We start from the raw sequence: 19260 nt of genomic DNA, 5'->3' as shown, positions 1-19260 counted from the left end.
CCATGAGTACCGTTTCACGAGCGGCGGACCGCATTGAGTCGGTCCCGTTTCTGACGCGGGACGACGCGTCGTTACTGCTAGTGCTCCCGGGGCTGTTTGTCTTCTCGGCGTTCATGCTGTTCCCGGTCCTCTACCTGCTAGGAATCTCCTTTACAAACGCCCAGCCGGCGAATCTGTTCGCCGGCGAGGGCGTCGTCGCCGTGCTCACGTTCGGTGACGCACTGTTTGTCGGATTAGAGAACTACGCTGATGTGCTGACCGACGGCCAGTTCTGGAACTCCTTTGGCGTCACTTGGCTGTTTGTCGCCACGAGCGTCACGCTCAAAATCGGGGCGAGCCTGGCTATCGCGCTCGTCGTGACCAGCGACCTCGTCCGCGGTAAGCGCGTCCTGCGCTCGCTCATCATCTTCCCGATGGGGCTGCCGCCGATTTTCACCATCACCGTGTGGCGCGGCATCTTCAGCTCCGCCGAATTCGGGCTGATGAACCAGCTGCTGACCGCATTCGGGGCGAGTTCGGTCGCGTGGCTCTCGGGCCGCTGGACTGCCTTCATCGCGTACAACGTCACGGAGGCGTGGCTGGCGTACCCGTTCATGGTCATCATCACCGTCAGCGCGCTACAGGACGTACCCCAGGAACTCCACGAGGCGGCCGTCGTCGACGGCGCGGGGTTTCTGGCACGCTTTGCGCACATCACGCTGCCGTCGATCAAACGTCCCGTGCTGTTCGCATCGATTCTGACCTCTGCGGCGTCGTTCCAGCAGTTCCTCATTCCGTTCGTGTTCAATCAGGGCGGCCCGGCGCGGGCGAACGAACTCATCGTCGTCTACGGCTATCGTGAGGCACTGTCGTTCCAGCAGTACGGCCGCGGTGCGGCTATCAGTATCATCGCGCTCGTGTTCATCGGCGCGTTCATGTGGCTCAATGTCAAGAAAGGAAAGCTCGCCGACGGGGTGAACGACTGATGTTGCTTGGTGCAATCGCCAGAAAGCTCGGCGACGACATCAAGACGTTCGCCACGATGCCCGCCCGAACAGTTCGAAAGTGGTCCTACACCATGCAGGCGGTCCGTCGGGGCGAGCTACCCGCGTCGGAGGTTCTGAAGGTCATCCTCTCGACGATTGGCGCGACACTGGTCGTGCTGGCACTGCTCTTCCCGATCTACTGGATTCTGATGGCGGCCCTTTCCGGCTCCGGAAGCTCGCTGTACACCTCAGAGAGCTTCTCACTGCTGCCCGCTGATCCGACGGTCAAACCGTTCATCTGGGTGATCGGTGATCTCATCGTGCCGTCGTACTCGATTACCGCGGCCATCCCGTTCACAGACCTCGCCTTCGTGTTCCAGACGCCGGGGATCGAAATTCTGGATGCCTCCGACTACGGCGTCAACCGCCCGTCGGAGTTCAAGCGCTTCCTCTGGAACAGCCTCATGGTGGCGATTCCAACAGTCCTGATCGCGATGTCGCTCATCATTCCGGCGGCGTATGCCCTCTCGCGCCGGGAGTTCCTCTTCCGCCGAAAGGTCCTGTTCCTCTACGTACTGATGACACAGGTCGGGGGCGGCCTCGGCGTTGCCCTGCTCATCGGGATGTATGCGCTGTACGTCCAGTTCGGAATCAACGACAGCAAGCTGGCGCTTGCGGTGTACTACGCGGCGACCGCCGTGCCGTTCAACACGTGGCTGCTGAAGACCTACATGGACGGTATTCCGGTCTCCTACGAGGAGGCCGCCGTCGTCGACGGCGCGCCGCCGTGGCGGGTCGTCACCGAGGTCATCATTCCGATGTCGACTGCTGGGCTGGCGACGGTGTTCATCTTCGTCTTCCTCACCGGCTGGACGGAGTTCGTCGTCGCCCAGACGCTGCTGGGGACGGAGAACTACACGCTGCCGGTCGGCCTGTACGCGATGGTCGACGAGTACTCCATCCCGTGGGCGCGCTTCTCCGCGTTCGCGCTCACCTTCGCCTCGCCGATCATGCTGGCGTACCTGTTCGCCCAGCGCTACATCGAGGGCGGCCTCTCCTTTAGCGGGATGGAAGGTTAGGCCGGCGCGACGCCAGCCGTCATCCAGCAGCCTTCATATGGCGTTTCGGTCTGCTTTTCGACCGTCCACCGGTAGCTCGTCGTCGTTCCGTTTCTGTTGGCCACGGTCACCGGCTGTGACGCGGTGTCGCCGTCGCGGTCCAGCGGTCCGTACCGCACGCCCGTCGCGTTCAGGAGCGGTTCGAACCCGCTCTGGATTGTCCGGACGAAGTTCGCGTACGGTCCCGTCAGGTCCCGGTTCGACGGGGACGCGAACTGCCACGTGGTGTTGATGCCCTCGTTCGTTGCCGGGTCGTTGTTCCGCAGCGCCAGCACCTGAATATGGACGACCAGTCCCGGTGGCCGCTTGCAGTTCGGTCGTAGTTCGAGGACTCGCGGCTGCGTCACTGCCGACCGGTTGGCGTCGACGGAGACGTTCCCCCAGTAGCTCCCCTCGTCCGTCGCTTCCACCGCCTGTGGTTCATCTGTCGGCACGGCGGCAGGCGTTATCGTCGGTTCCGGCCCTGTTTCGCCAGTTCCGAAAAACGTGCCACAGCCCGCCAGTGAGACCAGAACGGCGAGTGCAACGAGCACGAGTGGCCGAGCGGCTGTCATACCCCTGTATTGGGGTAGACATGCTTCCGTGTTCTGCCGCTACGTACAGCGCGTCGGCGCGCTCGTCAGCGGTCGACGCTCTCGCCGAGTCGCTGTTCGACGGTATCGATGTCGCCCGGCTCGTTGACGTTGTGACACCATCCCTCCAGTTCGACTGCCTCAACGCGGTGGCCAGCGCTCAACAGCAGGTCGATTGCGTCGGGGAGTTCGTACTCGCCGCGCTCGGAGGGTCGCGTCAGCGCGCAGGCGTGGCCGATGGCCGGTTCGAAGACAAAGAAGCCTCGCGTGACCAGCGTCGACGGCGGGTCCGACGGCTTCTCGACGAGGCCCGTCACCTCGCCTTCGCCGTCCGTCGTGACGACACCGGTCGTTCTGGCCTCGGCCCGCGACACGTCTTCGACGAGCAGCGTCGCGCTGGCGTCGGTCTCGCGGTGTCGGTCAAGCACGTCGTCAAGGTTCGCCCGGCAGACGTTGTCGCCGTTCAGCATGACAAAGGTCCCGTCAACGGCGGAACTGGGCTGTTCGAGCGCGTGCGCCAGTCCCAACTGCTCGTCCTGCCGGACGTACTCCACTGGCGCGTCCCGATACTGGTCGCCGTAGTGGGACACGATGTCGTCACCGCGGTAGCCGACGACGACCACCAATCGGTCGACGCCGACTGACAGCAGCGTATCGAAGCAATGTGTCAGCAGCGGCTTTCCGGCTACCTCGACCAGTCCCTTCGGTCTGTCCGCAGTGAGTGGCCGCATCCGCGTCCCTTCGCCGGCAGCGAGTACGACGCCGTCCATATCCGGCCCCACGCTCGGGCCGGCTAAATGCCTGTGGGCGAGCGGATTTTGTCTGTGGCCCGCCAACCTCGACGCATGGTCGAGGAGTGTGACATCTGCGGCCGGCCAGTCACCGCCGAGGTAGCCATTCGCCGGGAGACGTTCGGTGACCTCGACACCAACCGCTGGCAGACGCTGTGCTGTCCGGACTGTGGTGCGCGGCTCCGGACTGTCTTCGTCGGGCCGGACGCCTGACGGGGAAAGAGACAGGTGGCAGCAGCATGTGACTCAGACACATGGAAGACGAAGCGTGGCGCTCGGTCGACATCATCCGGGACAACGACGGCGTACCGCACGTCCTCCAGCAGAAGATGCTGGTGTTCACCAGCGGCGTCTCCGAGGAGTCGGCTGGCTACACCAAGCCGGCGATGGAACACCGGCTCGTGCCGCTCAAGGACCTCACGAAATTCGGGCGGTCGTGACCCGTCGTCGGGACAGTCAGCGCGTCGACCGATAGCCTGGAACCGGACCGGTTGGTCAAGAAACACCTCGGGATACACTTTTGCGCCCGTCGAAACGAGTATCAGTAATGGCGGAACCGCTGTACGTCGGCGTCGATCGGAGCGATGAGTCCTGGGTCGCTGTCGCGTTCACTGGCGACGGCTTCGACCACGCGTCGGTGTTCGACAGTATCGGTGCGTGCTGGGCAGCCTACGAGGAGCGCGCCCGCCGGATTCTGGTCGGCGTGCCGATCGGACTTGTCGAATCCGGCGAGCCGGACCGCCGGTGTGACGAACTCGCCCGGTCAGTCCTCGGCGAGCGCAGCACGACGGTCCGCACACCGCCGGTGCGAGAAGCGACCCGAAAACAGCGCTACTCGACGGCCAATCGCGTCCACAAGCGCAAGACTGACCACACCCTCTCTGAACGGGCGTTCGCACAGAGCGACAGCCTCGCCCGGGTCGACGAACTCTTGCAGGAACTGCCCGAGGCCGCCGCCGCTATCCGAGAATCCCACCCGGAAGTCTGTTTCCGCGCTTTCGGCGGCGAGCCGCTTAGCTACGCAAAACATACTGCTGGGGGATACGCCGAGCGGATGCGGATTCTCGCACAACACGACCGCGACGCCGCCCCAACAGTCCAGAAAGCCGCCGAAGCAACCGGTGGGACGGCGGTGGCTGTCGACGACGTACTGGACGCCGTTGTGCTCGCGTACACGGCTGCCCCGAGTGACGGGGACCTGTACACGCTCCCGCCCGAACCACCGCGAGATGCGACGGGGCTGCCGATGGAAATCGTCTATCGGGCTGCGTCGCCACTACTCACGTAGAATTGTCTATCGAGCGATGTCGCCACTGCTCACGTAGTGACGTGTCCCACCGAGCGCTGTTGCTCGCCGTGAGTTATGTACGTGCCAGCGCCACTGCCGTGTACGCTATGGTACACCGCGACCGCTGACAAGTGATTATAGTGCTAGACTGTAGACAGAAGCCGTCTTACAGTCGCGTGAGGTTGGTCGCACGCGGACCCTTGTCCGCCTGCTCGATGTCGAACTCGACGTCCTGCCCCTCTTCGAGGTCAGGGCCGCCAACGTCTTCCATGTGGAAGAAGACGTCTTCGTCCGCATCGTCGGTTTCGATGAAGCCGTAGCCACCAGTGTCGTTGAAGAAGTCGACAGTGCCTTCCGCCATTGTTAGAGCCTCGTGACGTTGTTGGCTCGCGGACCCTTGTCCGCCTGCTCGATGTCAAATTCGAGCTCCTGTCCTTCCTCGAGGTCCGGGCCGCCGATATCTTCCATGTGGAAGAAGACGTCCTCGTCCGCGTCCTCAGTGTCGATGAAACCGTAACCGCCAGTGTCGTTGAAGAAATCAACCGTTCCTTTCGCCATTGCAACCAAAGAGATGCCAGCACCACGGATAACAGTGTCGGTACGATGCTCTGGTGGGAAACAGGGAGATCCGACCGCAGTCTTGCGATTATGCAGTGAGTAATACTGTCATGGCACATACGTCGCCGGGTCTCCCGGCTGGCTATAGACGCCACAGTGTCGCGTTCGGTCTTACCGGCTCACTAACCAAATGGAATTAGCCATTCGAGCCCAAGTTGTAATCATGTCCCGTGGTGCCCGGGCCCACCTTGCGCCGTGGCTGCTTGCTGGCTTCGGCCTCGCGTTCACAGGTGCGGCTGTCGTCTGGCACCTCGGTGTTGAGACACAGCGCATCGGACAGCTTGGCGGCCCCGCCCTCGCGTTGGCTCTCGACGGGCTACTACCGCTGGTGCTGGTGTATGGCAGCTATCGCCTCGTCTCGTCGTCAACACCGGGTGAGCAGATCTGGACTGTGTTCGTCTGGAGCGTTGTTGGCAGCCTCGCAGTCGGGACTGTCATCGGTCTGAGCGTCTTCATCCGCATGATCGAGGGTCGAACAATCGCCGAACCGGTGTTTGTCACTCTGTTGGCGATGGAGACTGGCGCTGTCACGGGACTCATCGCGGGCACGCTCGCGGTCCGGGCCCGTCAGGATGCCAGTCGTGCGACTCGAACCGCGAGCACGCTGTCGTTTGTCAACGACCTGCTTCGACACGATATCTCGAACGGGCTGGTCGTTATCGACGGCCGGACGACGATCATCCGGCGTAACGCCGACTCGGAGACGGTTCAAACGGCGGCGGACGCGATCCACGAGCAGGTAACCGAACTCGACAGTCTGGTCGACAACGCTGGGGCTGTCGCCGAGACCCTCGGTTCCGACCCGGCCTTCGAACCGACCGACATCGTCGGGATCGCCGAGGCGGTGATACGGCGAATCGAGCAGACACATTCCATCGCCATCGAGCACCGAGCCCCGGACAGCGCGATGGTATACACCAACGAGGCCGCTCGCCCGGTTCTCCGGAACCTCATAGAGAACGCTATCGAGCACGGGACGCCAGCGGCCGAACTCTCAGCCGAGGGGACCGCGACGGACGGGGCAGTACTGCAGGACGAGGCACAGCGAGCGGAGACGGCCCAGTCGGCGGGAGACGGGCACGATCACCCGTCAGTATTTGTCGCGATCCGCGAGACCGATGCTGTCGTCGAGATTCACGTGGTTGACGACGGCCCGGGGATTCCCGAGGGCCAGCGCGACAGGATTTTCGACCCACGGGCGGGCGACACGCACGGTGGCGGACTCCATCTCGTCGAAACACTCGTTACGAGCTTTGGCGGTGATATCTACCTCGCCGACGCCGGTGAGAACACCGACCTTAGATTGACTAATACCGACCTTGACGGCGCGCACTTCGTCGTCGAGCTCCCGCGAGCGTGACACGGCATGACACGACCGACGTTTCTTGATTGTGGGGGGCACAGTGAGGCGTATGTTCCCTCGCTTGCGTGCACAGGGTCCGACCGTACTCATCCCGCTGGCGTGGCTGCTCGTGGGGCTGGCTCATCTCGATGTGGTCACTGACCGGACCGTGCTGATCTTCCACGTCGTCGCTGCCGTTCTCATCGCCGCTTTTGCCGTCCTTTCGTGGGACGAGATGGAGACGGGCGTCCTCCGGATCTGGCGCGACATTCTCCTCGTCGGACTCTTGCTCACTCTCGGAGGCATCGTCGGTCTCCTCTACTCTCCGCTTCGGGTTCCGTTCCTGACGACGACCATACTGGGGTGGCTGGCTGTTCCTGGTGTCGGCCTCTACTACACTGGGAAGCACGTTCCGACAGGCCAGCGGGCGTACACGGCCGGCGCAGTGCTGAGCGTTCTCGGTGCGGCGGTGTACGCTGGCGCGCTGTTCCCACCGGCGGAAATCGCGCTGCTCGCCGGCATCGGGCTCGCGCTGGTCGGCCAGACGGTCGGCATCGTTCAGGCGGTCCGCCAGCCCGACGAACTCTCAGGCTAGGGCCGCATCGAGCTTCTCCACCGGATGCGGTGGCTCGCCATCGCTTTCGTCCCAGTCGTCCAGTTGCGTGCGGCAGGACGCGCCGGGCGCGACGACTGTGTCGCCGCGGCTCGCTCCGATCTGGTCAAACAGGATGGAGCCGATGGCCTTGCTCATCGAGAAGTGCTCGGTCTCGTAGCCGAAGGACCCGGCCATGCCACAACAGCCAGAATCCAGCGGGTCCACCTCGTAGCCGGCCCGCCGGAGGACGCCGACGGCGTGGTGGTCCTTCTTCGTCGCCTTCTGGTGGCAGTGGCCGTGGTAGGTCAGCGTCTCGGGCGGCACGTCCCAGTCAGCCGCCTCGTCTAGCCGGAAGGTGTCGAGGTACTCACAGACGCCGTAGGCGTTGGCCGCGAGCGTTTCCACGTCCTTGCCTGACAGCAGGTCCAGATAGTCCGACTGGAACATCACGGCGTCGCTTGGCTCGACCAGCACCACGTCCCAGCCTTCCTCGACTGCGGGGACGAGCGCGTTGACATTGTCCCGCGCAGTCGCTCGGGACTGGTCGAGAAAGCCCTTCGAGTGGGCCGGCCGCCCGCTGTCGGTTCGGTTGGCCAACTGGACATGGACGCCCGCGGCTTCGAGCACGCGGACGGCGGCTTTCCCGACTTCAGGATGGCTGTAGTTCGTGTACGTGTCGGGGAACAGCAGCGCCCGTCGCTCGGCCTCGTCGGCCGGGACCTGCGGACCGCGCTCGTCGAACCAGTCCTGTAGCGTCGTCCGCTGGAAGCTCGGCAGCGTGCGGTCCGGGGCGATACCGACTGCCTTCTCCAGCACGGTTCGAGCGCCCGGCACCTTCGTCGCGAGGTTCGATAGCGGTGCGAACGCGCTTCCGAGCCCGGCAAGCGCGTCGACGTTCGTGAACAGCTTGTCCCGGACGCTGGAGCCGTGTTCCTGGTGGTGGGCGTGGGTCACCTCCGCTTTGAGCTTCGCCATATCGACCTCGCTCGGGCAGTCCTTCGCACACCCCTTGCAGCCGATACAGAGGTCGAGCACCTCGTGCATGAACTCCTCGTCCGTAGGGTCGTCCGGCAGGTCGCCGCTCATCGCTTGCCGGAGCATATTCGCCCGCCCTCGGGTCGTCGTCATCTCCTCCTCAGACGCGCGGTAGGTCGGACACATCACGCCACCGGTCGTCTCCTGTGGGCCGCGACAGCCCCCACAGCCGTGACAGAGTTCGACCATCCCCTGCATTCCATTGTCGTTGTCCCACTCCAGCGCGGGGTCGAAGCCAGTGTCGAACTCGTACTCCGGATCAAAGCGGAGGTTCTCGGTCATGTCGACTGTGCGTGCTCGCTCGGGCATCGCGCCGGACTTGACCTCGCCCGCGTCGACGCCAACGACCTGTCCGGGGTTGAGCAGCCAGTCAGGGTCGAACGTCGATTTGAGTTCCTGGAACGTCTCCCAGAGGTCCGCGCCGTAGAGCTTCTCGTTCCACTGCGTGCGGGCGCGGCCGTCGCCGTGCTCGCCCGAGACGCTTCCGCCGTATTTCACCACGAGGTCGGTTACTGCGTCGGCGATGGATTCCATGGTTTCGACGCCTTCGACCGACTTCGTGTTGATGAGCGGGCGGATGTGGAGCACGCCGGGGCCGGCGTGGGCGTAGAAGGAGGCGAAGGTGTCGTGTTCCTCCAGAATCTCTTGGAAGTCGGCGACGTACTCCGGGAGGTTTGCCGGCGGGATGGCGGTGTCCTCGATGAACGAGCCGTGTTTCTCGTCGGTCGTCCGCGAGAGCAGTATCGGAAGGCCGGACTTGCGCATCTTCCAGAACTTCTCCCGCTTCGCCTCGTCGTGGGCCTCCATAGCGTCGAACGCCCGTATCGGTGCGTTAACGACCGTCCGGTCTGCGGTCGGGTCGGCGGCAGGGTTGACGCCGTTTGTTCGGTCTGCCAGCAGATCGGCGACCTTCTGTCGCCCGCTCTCCTCGTCGGCGGCGTAGAACTCAACAATGAGGACCGCCCGTGTCCCGTCAGGCAGCATACCGACCACGTCTTCGAACTCGGCGGTGTCCCGGGCCAGGTCGATGAGCACGTCGTCGAGCACCTCGACGGCTGCCGGGTCGTGCTCGAGGATGTCCGCAACGTCTTCCATGGCCTCGATGAGCCCCTCGTAGGCGAGCAGGCCCATCGACTTGGTTTCTGGAATCGGCTCCAGCGACACCTCGGCTTCGGTGACGATGGCGAGGGTCCCTTCGCTGCCGGCCAGCAGCGAGGCGACGTTGATGGTTCCATCCTGTGCGTCTTCGAGCACCCAGTCGAGGTTGTACCCTGAGACGTTGCGCTTCAGGTCCGGATAGTGGCTCTCGATTGCCTCGCCTTCTTCGGTGAGTATCCGTTCGATTTCGGCGTAAATCTGCGCTTCGAGGTCTCCGTCGGGGGCCGCCCGGTCGCGCAGTTCCTCGCGGGTGACTTCGCCGAACGTGGTGACAGTGCCGTCCGCAAGAACGACCTCGCACTCCTCGATGTAGGCGTCGGTCTTGCCGTACTGCAGGGAGTGAGCCCCAGTGGAGTTGTTGCCGATAGCGCCGCCAAGGACACTCTTGTCGCCCCATGCCGGGTCCGGTGCAAACTTCAGCCCGTGGTCGGCCAGTTCTCCGTTCAGGTCGCCGAGCTTGATGCCCGGCTGGGCCCGCGCTCGTCGGTCATCGGGCCGGGCCTCGAGGAGGTCGTTCATGTACCGCGAGAAATCTAGCACGACGGCTTCGTTGACGGTCTGACCGGCGAGGCTTGTCCCCCGCCCCGTGGCAGCACCGGAATCTCACGCTGCTCACAGTAGGACATGACCGCGGCCACGTCATCGGTCGACCGTGGATAGACGACGCCGATGGGCAGCACCTCGTAGAGGCTGGCGTCGGTCGCGTACAACTGTCGCGAGTACTCGTCGAACCGGACCTCGCCGTCGACGCGCGCCTGTAGGTCATCGACGAGGCCAGACCGGGCAACAGTGTCGTTCTGGTAGTCGTAGTTCGATACCTCGTCAGCCGAAGGGTCTATCCGGGTGCCGGAATCGGTTGCCATGGTGTGTGTCGTGTCCAGTCGCCCGGCCACCGATGGACCGGGTACTCGGCGGTTATCTGTGGCTGTTCTAGCTGTACGCCTGACAAAACAGTTCCGCTACGGTATCTCATCACGCATTCTTGGGCCGGTCGAACGCAGGCTACGGACGGCGCTTCCGCCCCCCCTGTGATAGCACGTGTTACGCAACTGCTAATATCAACAGAGTCGTATGTATGTTGATTATGACACACAGCAACGATCCCTTCGAGACGATGCTCCGACTCTTCGCACAGACGCAACGGGAGATGATGGACGATAGTCTAGGCCGGCGGATGGATGACGATTCGAGACGCCGAATGCCTGTCAGCCCCGGATACCGCGCCGACCGATCAACCGCCAGCACGCGCTCGGGCGACCACCGACGGCACGGCATCGACACGAACCTCCACGTCGACGAGACCGACGACGGGTACGCCGTGATGGCTGACCTCCCGGGCTTCGAGCGCGACGACCTTGCCGTTCGCTTCGAAGACGGCGTCCTCAGCATCCAGGGCGAGACCACGGTCGCTGCGGAAACGAGCGATGGCGCCCGCCGACACAGCCGACGAGTCGCCGAACGAGTCGCTGTTCCCGAACCGGTGGTGGACGACGACATCACTGCCACCTACCACAACGGGGTTCTCGAAATAACGCTGCCGCGCGCGGACGACGCCAACGACTCGAACCGAATCGAAATCGAATAGACGTCTTTTTTCCACTGTTGCTTGCCGATGCTAAACGACCGCCTCAACAAGGACGATCTTAGCAACCTGCTATCCCGATCTTAGTCAGCTACTGCTGATCTCTTATCTCCTCTATAGTCTCGTGCAGGCACCGTCGACCGCAAACTGTGAGGCCGTAACATGTCCGAAGCGACTTGGGATGTTCAGGACGGCGCAATCGTCGAGCGGCCACGGAACATCCGAAAACACCCGCTGTTGCACCGAATATACGAACGACACGACGAGCTCATAGCCGCACAGCTCCCGCCCGGTCGGACGCTCGAGCTCGCGTTCGGCCAGCATATGCATCCCCGCGCCGATATCGGACTGGAAGGCTGGCCGTCGAACGCTGAAACCGTCAGCAAGCCGGCGCTGGCCGGCGACGCCCGCGCCTTGCCGTTCGATGATGATTCTTTCGACGCCGTTATCGGCCGCCGGTTTCTCCATCACGTTCCGCCCGCGGACCGCCCTGAAATCCTTCGCGAGGCTGCCCGCGTACTCCGCCCTGAGGGCCGTATCGCCCTGCTCGAAGGAACACCGGGGCTGTACCGCAAGCTCACCAAGGGTGCCGCGTTCCGGCTAGGACTGCTTGAACAGGACACCGACATTTATCGCCACCTATCGGAGACTGCTGTCACTGACCTCGTCTCCGACTTGTTCGAGATCATAGAAAAACAGACGCTCGGGTCGCCGTTGATGCTCGCGAGCATCTCCGAGTCGAATGTGTCTGCGCGGCTTCTCGGTCTCTATGAACGGACGCAGCTGATCAAGTGGTGGACGTTCGTAGTGGGCGAGCGTCCCGAGTCTGTCGCGTGACTACAGGTCGACAGTCACACGCAGTTCGCTGTCAGTTATTGTCCCAATGGCGTCGGCAGCGACCTCGATGTCGTCTTCGTCGGCGTCACCGAACCCGAGCCCCTGCACCCAGGCCTCGGCGAGGTCCGGGTCCGGTTCGACGTACGCGACCTGTTCCTTCGAGGCAACCTCGGTCACAATGCCGATCTGTTCTCCCTGTGCGTCCATGAGGAACTTCCCCTCGTCTTCTGTCGATAGTACTGCCATTTCGTCTGACACCACAGACTGGACCAAGTAATAAACGTCGGTCACGTCACTCCGTCCACGTGTCCCTTTCCGCCTGCTGTCGGCTGATATCCGCCCTCGATCGCTAATATCGCGAGAAGTTCTTGTCGGGGTAGACCCCTTCGTCAGTGATATCCACCACGTCCAGCGTCGCCAGCCGACTGAGGCGGTCTGCCGCGTCTCCCTCGTCGATACCCAGTTCAACCGCCCGCGCCAGCACGCGGTCACGGCTGGGGACGGATTCGATGAAGCCGTCGCTATCCGTCGCTGTTTCCTCTGCGATGATCGCTTTCAGGATGGCCCCGTGTTCCCGCTTCGACGGTGTGGTGCTGTCGCCGGTCCAGTCCACACTCAGTGTTCCGTCCTCGTTGACATGGGAGACGACAAACCCATCCGGCAGCGCTTCCGTTACCGCCGCCACCAGCGCCGCTCGATCAAGCCGCGCCTCGAACCGAAACCGCTTGCCGTCTTTGGACTGCCCCAGACTCCCGACGTTCGTCCCCGCTTTTGCTATCGCCTCTGAAACCGCGTCAGTAAGCCGGTCCTGTACTGACGCCGCGACGGCATCCCGCTCCGCACTGAGCTCCGCGAGTTCATCGGTCAGGGTCGCATGGCGCTCCATCTGCTCGTGTGCTGGCTCCTCTGTCATACCCATGCTACTCGTCGCCACGGAAGTACCTGTTCCGGCGACTGTGGTGAGTCAACGGGGCAGCGCGGTGGTCGCTACTTAGTTACATCGTTCAAATCCGCTGGAGAGCGTTTTCACTGTTCACTTTGTCCGTAAGAAATGCCGCCTCCCGGATTTGAACCGGGGACAGCTCGATCTTCAGTCGAGTGCTCTCCCAGTCTGAGCTAAGGCGGCGCGCACTCCAATCGATGACGAGGGTAGAAAAAAGCATTTCGAAAGCGGGCGCAGGTTTTGTGGCATCCGCGGGGAGGGTCGACCGTCGATTACGGGAGAAATAGGTCGGCGCTGTCGAACGTCTCACCACAGTCGTCGCATTCGTACTCAGTGCCGTTGGTCGTTGAGACGTCCCCGCTGCAGGCCGGACACGTCGAGCCATCTATCATGCCATGAACTACCACCACTCCGGATATATGGATTACGGGCGACTATCAATCGAGATAGACGCCCTGATACCTGGGCTACGATGTTGCGCGCGACTGGTTGGGATCGAATCCACAGGGACATCCGCTCCTCACGTCCGTTCGTCGCAGGATGGGTCCGGGCGGATTCGAACCACCGGCCTCGGCCTTGTAAAGGCCACGTCATAACCAACTAGACCACGGACCCGTACTCCACCGTTTTCCATCGGCAGGAATAACGCTTTCTCTCTCGGTCGACAGTGGGCACCGACAGTATTACCCACAGTCTGTCCCTCACATGGAGTATGCAGCGCCCTGCCGTGGTTGTGCTCGGACTCGTCGGCCTGCTCGTCGCCGCCGCCGTGGTCCTCCAGACCGGCCTCTGGATCGAGGTACTCGGCACTGGTGAGTACGAGGAAGGCACAGTGACGGTCCGAGAAGGAGCGGAGGCAGCGGTGACGCCGACTGCAACACAGCCCTCCACGGATGCTTCGACGCCAGGGACGACTGTTGCGGTGCGTGAAGAAAACGCTGGAGAACCGCTGGGGACGGTCGAGGTTCGCATCGCACAGACGTTCAATCAGCGCTATGTCGGGCTGAGCGAGACCGAGTCACTCGGCCCCGACGAGGGCATGCTGTTCGTCCACGACGAGGCGGGCCAGCATACCTACGTCATGCGGAATATGTCGTTCCCCCTCGACATCATCTTCATCGACGCCAACGGCACTATCACAACCATCCACCACGCGCCGCTCCCGCCGGCGGGGACCAGCGAGAACGACCTGACGGGCTACGAGGGGCGGGGCAAGTACGTCCTCGAAGTGAACCGCGGCTGGACGAACCGGACCGGCGTCGAGGTCGGCGACCGGGTCGACCTGCCGCCCGAAGCCACGTAGCCCGACGGCCTTTTGCAGGTTCGGCCCCTGAATTCGACAATGGATTTCGACGCGGGTTCGGACGACGACGTGTTCGAGGACGCCAGAGAACGCGTCGACCGACCGATGCTTCGACTGTTCACCGGCTACGGACAGGGTCACTGGGGGGCGTTCGTTGTCGGCTTATTCAGTTCTATTGTCGCTCGGATGCTGGACCTGCTGCCACCGCTCCTCCTGGCGCTGGCTATCGACGCCATCTTTCTACAGGAGACCGAATACGGCCTCTTCCTGATACCCGACACATGGATTCCCGACGGACAGGGGTCACAGTTGTGGCTCACCGCCGGCATCATCGCCGCCTCGTTCGGCTTTGGGGCTGTCTTCCACTGGAGTCGGAACTGGGGCTGGAACAAGTTCGCCCAGCACGTCCAACACGCCGTTCGCACCGACACCTACGAGACGATGCAGCGGCTGAACATGGACTTCTTCGCCGATAAGCAGACCGGCGAGATGATGTCAGTGCTGTCAAACGACGTGAACCGGCTGGAGAAGTTCCTCAACGACGGGCTCAACTCCGCCTCGCGGATGATAATCATGGTCGTTGGCATCGCCACGTACCTGTTCTACATGAACTGGCAGCTGGCGCTGGTCGCCCTGCTTCCGGTCCCGATTATCGCCGTGTTCACGAAGCGGTTTATCGACGTTATTCAGCCCAAATACGCCGAGGTGCGGTCGACGGTCGGCAAGCTCAACTCCAGACTGGAAAACAACCTCAGCGGCATTCAGATAATCAAGACCGCCAACACCGAGCCCTACGAGGCTGACCGGGTGGAAGATACTTCCGAAGACTATCTCGACGCCAACTGGGACGCCATCGAGACGCGCATCACCTTCTTCCCCGGCCTTCGGCTGGTCTCGGGCATCGGCTTCGTCGTCACGTTCATCGTCGGCGGACTGATGGTCACCGGCCAGGCACCCGGGCCGCTGACGGCACCGCTCTCCCGCGGGCAGTTCGTCGCGTTCATCATCTACACGCAGCGGTTCGTCTGGCCGATGGCGCAGTTCGGGCAGATCATCAACATGTACCAGCGGGCCTACGCCTCCGCCGAGCGCGTGTTCGGGCTGATGGACACGCCCGGCCGCCTCGAAGAGGCCGAGGACGCGCCGCCGCTTGCCGTGACCGAGGGGCGAGTCGAGTACGAGGACGTGGCCTTTGGCTACGATGGCGACGACGAGCCGGTGCTTTCGGACATTTCCTTCGAGGCCGATGGCGGCGAGACGGTCGCACTCGTTGGCCCGACCGGCGCGGGGAAGTCGACCGTACTGAAGCTCCTGCTCCGGATGTACGACGTTGACTCCGGCACGGTTCGCATTGACGGCCAGAACGTGCAGGACGTACAGATACAGAGCATCCGTCGCGCCATCGGCTACGTCAGCCAGGAGACGTTCCTGTTCTACGGCACCGTCCGGGAGAACATCGCCTACGGAACCTTCGACGCGACCGAGGAGGAAATCGTCGCTGCCGCGGAGGCCGCCGAGGCCGACCAGTTCGTCCGCAACCTTCCGGACGGCTACGACACGATGGTCGGCGAGCGTGGTGTCAAGCTCTCCGGCGGCCAGCGCCAGCGAATCGCCATCGCGCGGGCGATCCTGAAAGACCCCGAGATCCTCATCCTCGACGAGGCGACCAGCGACGTGGACACGGAGACGGAGATGCTCATTCAGCGGTCGCTTGATGACCTGACCGCCGACCGGACCACGTTTGCCATCGCGCACCGCCTCTCGACGGTGAAAGACGCCGACACGATTCTGGTCGTCGAGGACGGCTGCATCGTTGAGCGTGGGAGCCACGCCGAACTGCTCGCCGCCGACGGCCTCTATGCCAACCTCTGGGCAGTTCAGGCCGGCGAAATCGACGAGCTTCCCGAGGAGTTCGTTGAGCGGGCGATTCAGCGACGGGCGCGGACGGATGCTGATGACTGAAACGGTGAGAACGCAATGTTCGAACCGTCAGTTATCAGGAGTTGCCGACGATTGAAGGGGTGAGGGTTCCATGTCCGAGCTGTTCGGCCCTGTCAACAGCCAATTCTCCAGACATAAGCCGGATTGAAACAGCCGGTCGCTGAAAGATGCATCCCTGGCAGAACCAAGTTCTCTCCTGTCACGCTGGTCTGGCGGTGTCTGGTAGTGCTAGCTGAAGTCCCATCCACGGACTACACACTCTTACAGCTTAGGCAGTAGTTCCGCCGCTACCGCCGACCCCCTCGCGTGACAAACAAATACGAGACGACGAATGAGACGGCAAACAGCGGCGGGAGAGCCAGGACTTGCATCATCGGATCTGGCGGTGTGACGAGCGCGCCGGCCACGAATGCAAGGAGGACGGCCAGCGAGTAGGCAGTGACAACCCGCTCACGCCGGTCGGCTGGCTCCGAGCGCGGCTCCCAGTCGTTTCGGACGTAGCGAACCCAGACGTAGTAGACCAGCCCAAAACCCGTGGAGAGCAGCAGGAACGTTCCGATCACGGACCCGTTGCGTGCTCTGGCCTCTGCACGGGCCCAGTAGCCCAGTGCGATGAGATTCCCAATGTAGATGACGACCGAAAGCGCGAAAGCAGCACCGACAAACGGGTGTTCACCGGCGAACGGGACGAATTGCACAGGCCTCAGTCGGTTTTAGATATGGTACGTGTTTACCCCGATGACTCAACGGCCGGCACAGCCTGATCTCGTGAGATCATCTCGTTGTTTCGGGAGACTCGCTTGAGTTCGTCATAGGGATTGCGTCCCTGCTGGCGCCACGTCGCCAGCAGGGACAGCACCGTCTCATGAACGAACATCCCGCGGTCATTGCGGAGTGTTCCGATAAGTTTCCGGAGAACCACCGGTTCACGGAGCGCGTTTTCGGCGGCATTGTTCGTCGGAGAGACCGCTGGCTCACCGACGAAGGTGAGCCAGTGGTCGAGGCCCCCTTCGATTTTTCTGATAAGTGTTGCCACTGGTCCGTCGGGAACCGACCGCTCAATCAGCGACTCAAGCTCTCTTCGTGCAACACGCTGGAGTTCTGCTCGCTCACGAAGAGTCAAGTCGCTCTCCAGTCGCGTCTGGAGAGCGACGTACAACTGCTTGAGAGAGTCGTAAATCGGTTTGCCTTCTGGCTGCTTTTCAGCGGCATCTTCAGCCTCTCGCAGAATATGTGCCCAACACCGTTGGAGATTGTCGCTGAAAGCTGGATAGGCCGTCCACCCATCACAGATAACTGTTCCCGCGAAGTCCTCGCCGAGGACTTCCGCGGGAACGTCGCTTCCACGACTTTCTCTAACCGCGTAGAGCGTATGGTTCTCGGTGGTGAACGTCCAGATCCATGCTTGCTCACCATCCCGTTTGACGCCTGTTTCGTCGATGTGGACAACGTCAGCCTGCTGGATCTGACGGCGGATCTGCTCGTATTCACAGCGACCGGCGCGCGCAGCGCGCTCGGTCGCGTGCCACGCGGCCGCGCCTGACAACTCCAGTTCATGCAGCTGCTCGAAACGGTCTGCAATCTTCCGATAGGGGAGGCGGTAGTCGTACCTCGACAGTGCTGATTGGGCGATAACGTTCACCCCGAACTGCCCCTCATCGGGGCAGTCGGGGTGTGTAGCGACTGTCTCAGTCCCACAGGAGTCGCACTGGTAGCAGTGGCGGTTGTACTGCGTGACTTCTGGTGGCTGCGGGTCCGGTATCTCCTCGACGAGTCGGGGGCTGACGCCCACCGACTCGTCGAAGTGTTGGCCACACTCTGGACAACAGTCACAGGTGACCTCAACTTCTTCGTCTGGATCAGCTGTAGAGCGCCACTCTGGGTCGTGACCGTCCTTCCGTCCAGGAGTGCCGCCATCAGTTCTGACATCGTCGCCTTCGTCATCTTGCGAGGTCGGGGACTCGTCAGTCCCCGACCGTCGCTTACTAGGCGGTGTATGTGGATTCTCGTATTTGCGAAGCCGTGTTTCGAGTTCTTCGATTCGCTCTTGCTGCTCTTCGATCCGTTCGTCCTTTTGCTCAAGCTTCTCCTCCAGCTCGTCAATTCGCTCTTCCATCTGGAGAAACCGTGAGAGAAGTTCGTCTTTACTGAGGTCATCCCAATCCACTATGACCACCTCAGCGTTACCTCAGCAGGGTCACCGGGATGGTCTCCGAGCGGAGACCATCCCTGGAGAAATCCAATTAGCCCTTGCTGAGGGTACATATGCCCCCGATTGGTCGCCTGTTACGAGATAGTGGCGAAGTTCATCGGGGCTAAACACGTACTAGATATGTATAGGCTTTCCGTGAAAAGAGAGACGCCCCGCTAGTTCAACACTGCAATAGCCCAAGATACCGATTTCTGGTCAGCTGAGCACAAACGATTATTATGCATTGTGTTGTAATGCCATCACATGACAACCGCGTACCTCGCTAGCACGGCACTAATGGGTGTGTTAGTGATGGCGGTAGTCGCATGGATGGTCCGCGGGCGCGGCTGGTATCAGTATAGTCCGTCGACGTCCACGAGCGGCCGGTCCCCGGCGAGCGACCGCGAGAGCCGCTTCGAGACGTACGCCGACAAGCCGATGGTCTGGGTCGGCGCGTTCGCGGTGCTGGTCGTCGGCCTCCTCGTCGGCGTCGTCGCGTCTATCTCCGGCCCCGTCGAGACCCAGTCGATCGCTGGGCTGGCGGTCGCTGTCGTCGGCGGCGTGGGCCTCTGTGGCTACCTGCTGTTTGGGGTGTATCTCTCGGCGACGCGCCGGGGGCACCCCCGCTCGCTGGCGGTCGCCGAGTCCGCGACCGTCGCGGGCGTCCTCTTTCTTATCGCGGTCGGCTTCCAGCTTGTCGGGGCCTGAGCCTCACAGTATCGAGTACGCGGCGGCCCCGGTCAGCGCGAGCGCGGCGACAGTCCCGCCCAGCACGAGGTACGTGACGGCGCGGGGTTCCCAGCGGAGGTGCTGGTAGTACGCGGCGACGCCGACGGCCTTGATAATCGACAGCACCATGATGAGCGCGAAGGCGGCCCAGTAAGCGCTGTCGACGAGGCCGGCGAACTCGACGACGGCCTGTGCGGTCGCGAAGGCGAACAGTACGACGTATATGATGGTGTAGCCTTTCCAGTCCATTGT

At 62.6% G+C, this 19260-nt stretch carries 22 protein-coding genes, 2 tRNA genes and 1 pseudogene; 12 read left to right on the top strand and 13 right to left on the bottom strand.

All coding sequences use genetic code 11. The features are described 5' to 3' along the window. The first annotated feature begins 2 nt into the window (after positions 1-2). A complete protein-coding gene (locus tag ACODNH_RS08855; protein WP_306709445.1) occupies positions 3-965 on the top strand; it encodes a carbohydrate ABC transporter permease in 963 nt (320 codons plus the stop codon). Next, positions 965-2044, top strand: coding sequence for a sugar ABC transporter permease (locus tag ACODNH_RS08850; RefSeq protein ID WP_306709442.1), 1080 nt, complete (start codon positions 965-967; stop codon positions 2042-2044). Before ACODNH_RS08855 ends, ACODNH_RS08850 begins: the two co-directional genes overlap by 1 nt. Here the strand turns inward: ACODNH_RS08850 and ACODNH_RS08845 are convergent. Next, positions 2041-2637 carry a DUF4864 domain-containing protein gene (locus ACODNH_RS08845; RefSeq protein ID WP_306709440.1) on the bottom strand — a complete coding sequence of 199 codons (597 nt, stop codon included), beginning with the start codon at positions 2635-2637 and terminating at the stop codon, positions 2041-2043. The two genes, ACODNH_RS08850 and ACODNH_RS08845, sit on opposite strands and share 4 nt — an antisense overlap. A gap of 65 nt (positions 2638-2702) precedes the next feature. Further along, entirely contained in the window at positions 2703-3425 is a 723-nt protein-coding gene (locus ACODNH_RS08840; protein WP_306709438.1) for a sugar phosphate nucleotidyltransferase, read from the bottom strand. Positions 3426-3500: 75 nt separating this feature from the next. Here ACODNH_RS08840 and ACODNH_RS08835 point away from each other — a divergent pair, with 75 nt between their 5' ends. The 3 genes from ACODNH_RS08835 to ACODNH_RS08825 all read left to right on the top strand — a co-directional run bounded on the left by ACODNH_RS08835 (position 3501) and on the right by ACODNH_RS08825 (position 4734). Beyond that, positions 3501-3659, top strand: coding sequence for a hypothetical protein (locus tag ACODNH_RS08835; protein WP_306709436.1), 159 nt, complete (start codon positions 3501-3503; stop codon positions 3657-3659). Positions 3660-3700: 41 nt separating this feature from the next. After that, a complete protein-coding gene (locus ACODNH_RS08830) occupies positions 3701-3886 on the top strand; it encodes a hypothetical protein (RefSeq protein ID WP_306709434.1) in 186 nt (61 codons plus the stop codon). A gap of 107 nt (positions 3887-3993) precedes the next feature. Continuing rightward, entirely contained in the window at positions 3994-4734 is a 741-nt protein-coding gene (locus ACODNH_RS08825; RefSeq protein ID WP_306709432.1) for a DUF429 domain-containing protein, read from the top strand. Positions 4735-4900: 166 nt separating this feature from the next. Here ACODNH_RS08825 and ACODNH_RS08820 read toward each other — a convergent pair whose 3' ends face one another. Together ACODNH_RS08820 and ACODNH_RS08815 are read right to left on the bottom strand one after the other, a co-directional pair. After that, entirely contained in the window at positions 4901-5095 is a 195-nt protein-coding gene (locus ACODNH_RS08820; RefSeq protein WP_306709429.1) for a cold-shock protein, read from the bottom strand. Positions 5096-5097: 2 nt separating this feature from the next. Next, positions 5098-5292 carry a cold-shock protein gene (locus tag ACODNH_RS08815; RefSeq protein ID WP_004515390.1) on the bottom strand — a complete coding sequence of 65 codons (195 nt, stop codon included), beginning with the start codon at positions 5290-5292 and terminating at the stop codon, positions 5098-5100. Positions 5293-5515: 223 nt separating this feature from the next. On the opposite strand from ACODNH_RS08815, the gene ACODNH_RS08810 reads away from it, so the two are divergent. Beyond that, on the top strand, positions 5516-6712 hold the full coding sequence (locus tag ACODNH_RS08810) for an ATP-binding protein (protein WP_306709423.1): 1197 nt from the start codon (positions 5516-5518) through the stop codon (positions 6710-6712). A gap of 52 nt (positions 6713-6764) precedes the next feature. Beyond that, complete coding sequence (locus ACODNH_RS08805; protein WP_306709421.1) at positions 6765-7289, top strand: hypothetical protein; 525 nt, start codon at positions 6765-6767, stop codon at positions 7287-7289. On the opposite strand, the gene ACODNH_RS08800 is transcribed toward ACODNH_RS08805, so the two are convergent. Together ACODNH_RS08800 and ACODNH_RS08795 are read right to left on the bottom strand one after the other, a co-directional pair. Beyond that, the gene (locus tag ACODNH_RS08800; protein ID WP_434531437.1) at positions 7281-8264 is read right to left on the bottom strand and encodes a heterodisulfide reductase-related iron-sulfur binding cluster; all 984 of its coding nucleotides are present in this window, start codon (positions 8262-8264) and stop codon (positions 7281-7283) included. The genes ACODNH_RS08805 and ACODNH_RS08800 overlap by 9 nt on opposite strands. 60 nt (positions 8265-8324) lie before the next feature. Next, positions 8325-10108, bottom strand: a pseudogene (locus ACODNH_RS08795) (FAD-linked oxidase C-terminal domain-containing protein); the annotation flags it as partial. A gap of 458 nt (positions 10109-10566) precedes the next feature. Between ACODNH_RS08795 and ACODNH_RS08790 the strand changes: the two are divergent. Next, positions 10567-11067: an Hsp20/alpha crystallin family protein gene (locus ACODNH_RS08790; protein ID WP_306709415.1), complete on the top strand. Its 501-nt coding sequence runs from the start codon at positions 10567-10569 to the stop codon at positions 11065-11067. Positions 11068-11226: 159 nt separating this feature from the next. Further along, complete coding sequence (locus ACODNH_RS08785; RefSeq protein ID WP_306709413.1) at positions 11227-11901, top strand: class I SAM-dependent methyltransferase; 675 nt, start codon at positions 11227-11229, stop codon at positions 11899-11901. Here the strand turns inward: ACODNH_RS08785 and ACODNH_RS08780 are convergent, their stop codons facing one another. From ACODNH_RS08780 to ACODNH_RS08765, 4 genes are all read right to left on the bottom strand, one after another. Continuing rightward, positions 11902-12147: a hypothetical protein gene (locus ACODNH_RS08780; protein ID WP_434531272.1), complete on the bottom strand. Its 246-nt coding sequence runs from the start codon at positions 12145-12147 to the stop codon at positions 11902-11904. A gap of 103 nt (positions 12148-12250) precedes the next feature. Then, positions 12251-12820: a hypothetical protein gene (locus tag ACODNH_RS08775; RefSeq protein WP_306709409.1), complete on the bottom strand. Its 570-nt coding sequence runs from the start codon at positions 12818-12820 to the stop codon at positions 12251-12253. 133 nt (positions 12821-12953) lie between these two features. After that, positions 12954-13027, bottom strand: a tRNA-Phe gene (locus tag ACODNH_RS08770). Positions 13028-13385: 358 nt separating this feature from the next. Continuing rightward, positions 13386-13459 (bottom strand) — tRNA-Val (locus ACODNH_RS08765). Positions 13460-13556: 97 nt separating this feature from the next. Between ACODNH_RS08765 and ACODNH_RS08760 the strand changes: the two genes are divergently transcribed. After that, the gene (locus tag ACODNH_RS08760; RefSeq protein ID WP_434531271.1) at positions 13557-14147 is read left to right on the top strand and encodes a DUF192 domain-containing protein; all 591 of its coding nucleotides are present in this window, start codon (positions 13557-13559) and stop codon (positions 14145-14147) included. Positions 14148-14186: 39 nt separating this feature from the next. Further along, the gene (locus ACODNH_RS08755) at positions 14187-16109 is read left to right on the top strand and encodes an ABC transporter ATP-binding protein (protein WP_306709377.1); all 1923 of its coding nucleotides are present in this window, start codon (positions 14187-14189) and stop codon (positions 16107-16109) included. A gap of 266 nt (positions 16110-16375) precedes the next feature. On the opposite strand, the gene ACODNH_RS08750 is transcribed toward ACODNH_RS08755, so the two are convergent. Both ACODNH_RS08750 and tnpC read right to left on the bottom strand, forming a co-directional pair. Beyond that, complete coding sequence (locus tag ACODNH_RS08750) at positions 16376-16786, bottom strand: DUF7534 family protein (protein ID WP_306709373.1); 411 nt, start codon at positions 16784-16786, stop codon at positions 16376-16378. Between the two features lie 32 nt (positions 16787-16818). Beyond that, the gene (tnpC, locus tag ACODNH_RS08745) at positions 16819-18204 is read right to left on the bottom strand and encodes an IS66 family transposase (RefSeq protein ID WP_434530227.1); all 1386 of its coding nucleotides are present in this window, start codon (positions 18202-18204) and stop codon (positions 16819-16821) included. Between the two features lie 339 nt (positions 18205-18543). Here tnpC and ACODNH_RS08740 point away from each other — a divergent pair, with 339 nt between their 5' ends. Next, positions 18544-18987, top strand: coding sequence for a hypothetical protein (locus ACODNH_RS08740; RefSeq protein ID WP_306709371.1), 444 nt, complete (start codon positions 18544-18546; stop codon positions 18985-18987). Between the two features lie 3 nt (positions 18988-18990). Here ACODNH_RS08740 and ACODNH_RS08735 read toward each other — a convergent pair whose 3' ends face one another. Further along, entirely contained in the window at positions 18991-19257 is a 267-nt protein-coding gene (locus ACODNH_RS08735; RefSeq protein ID WP_306709368.1) for a cytochrome C oxidase subunit IV family protein, read from the bottom strand. Between the last annotated feature and the right edge of the window lie 3 nt (positions 19258-19260).

The sequence above is a fragment of the Haloarcula sp. NS06 genome, assembly GCF_051122755.1.
In the GTDB taxonomy this organism is placed as follows: Archaea; Halobacteriota; Halobacteria; order Halobacteriales; family Haloarculaceae; genus Haloarcula.
The sequence above is the reverse complement of the archived record's forward strand: the minus strand, read 5'-3'. Positions and strand labels throughout refer to the sequence as shown.